Genomic DNA, 1624 nt, shown 5'->3' with positions numbered 1-1624 from the left:
TGGACTGTAAGATGACATTGTAAGACTCTAACCGCTCCCTCAATTACATGAAATATAAAAATCAGAAAATCAGACAACTAGTGTGACAGAGGGGGGGGGACTACATATGGTTCTTTAACATTTTGGTGAATAATCAGACAGCGGTCTGATGCACGCTTTGGCTAGAACTTCTCGAACTTCAAAATACGTAACACGAAACTAGGAGAATGTTGTAGAGAGCTAAGGGTTCATTTGTCGGGCAGCCCTAAAACGAAATAGCCGTGTACAAAAAGTACAGAGCCGATTAAGAGTCCGCTCCGACTTGGTGGCTACGCAACCACCCCACCGAAATACGCTTGTTGTGATGGTGGACAATGATATTGTCGCTGAGACAGTACCAAAGGATAATCACATGACGAAATGGCTAGGCCTCGCTGCTCTATATACATAGAAGACAGGATATCGAGGGAACGACTAGCGAAACGTCAGTAATCAAGATGACAGGCCGGAACAGACGGCAGAAAAGAGACTGGACGCTATATGTGATCCAGTCTGCTTTGGTAAGTACTCTTTGATAAAATAAGAGTATTGATTAAAGCAAACACTGAAAGAACGGCATGGATAACCAAACTTTATTTAATACACTAGGATTTAAATGGGATCGTTCCAAAATCCCTTTAACGATTCCTACTTACACAGTAGAGGCGGCTTGTTTTCGTTTCATGAAAAACTTGCCTGAATTTATTTGGGATGCCGGTGTCTTGGAAGGAAATCCATTTACTTTCAATGAAGTTAAAACCTTATTGGATGGGATTACCGTTGGTGGTCATAAGATTGACGACCAAGAACAAATTCTTAATTTAAATGCGAGTACTCGTCACCTTATAAGGTTAGTTCGTTCCGGCCGCTTTGAATTATCTAAACAAAACTTTGATAGTATTCATCAGCTAGTAGCTAAAAATGAAGCCTTGGAATGGGGGAATTTTCGAGGTGAAGGTGAAGAGAAAAACTACACCCCTTACGTAGCTTTGGGTGAGCTAGGCCAATATGACCCTCTCCCAACGGAAGATGGTGCAATCACTTTAAATAAAGTTTTTCAAGATGGCTTAGAACAATTGAAAAAACTACCAACTTTTGAAAGGGCAACAGCCTTCTTTCTGTTTGGAGCATTGCAGCAGTTTTATTTTGATGGCAATAAACGCTCATCACGCTTAATGATGTGTGGAGAGCTATTGGCTAATGGTATTGCTGGAATTAGTATCCCTGCAAAAAAGAAAGAAGAATTTAATGAAAAAATGCGAGACTTTTATATAAATAAGGACGCTACCTTAATGATGGACTTTTTAGTTCACTGCCATCCTGATATTGAAAAGATTAAAGAATTAAATGAGTCCGAACAAGATATAGAACGATAGCAACTTTATTTTTATACGAATCAAAACCGCCGGTTTAAATACTTGGCGGTTTTTTTATGGCCGAACGTTTACATCTATCTGCCGAACAGGTAGGCATTTAACTTAAAGAGTAATTTTTTTGATAATTAAAAAACTTATAGAGCGACAATTAACTTGACCGGCGTGACGACAATTATGTTGGCCGGTTAATCTGCTAAGGTCAGACACAGTTAAAACGGAGGGTTTTGCTG

General features: G+C 39.5%; 1 protein-coding gene. It reads left to right on the top strand.

Going from position 1 to position 1624, the window contains the following annotated elements:
- The first annotated feature begins 596 nt into the window (after positions 1-596).
- Positions 597-1394 carry a Fic family protein gene (locus tag B092_RS0112910; protein WP_018575639.1) on the top strand — a complete coding sequence of 266 codons (798 nt, stop codon included), beginning with the start codon at positions 597-599 and terminating at the stop codon, positions 1392-1394.
- The last annotated feature ends 230 nt before the right edge of the window (positions 1395-1624 follow it).

The organism is Oligella ureolytica DSM 18253, assembly GCF_000373745.1.
Classification (GTDB): Bacteria; Pseudomonadota; Gammaproteobacteria; order Burkholderiales; family Burkholderiaceae_B; genus Oligella; species Oligella ureolytica.
This window is presented reverse-complemented; position numbering and strand designations above follow the sequence as displayed.

Coding starts and splice junctions, on each gene's coding strand:
- B092_RS0112910 (WP_018575639.1), top strand. CDS start 597: ATGGATAACCAAACTTTATTTAATACACTAGGATTTAAATGGGATCGT.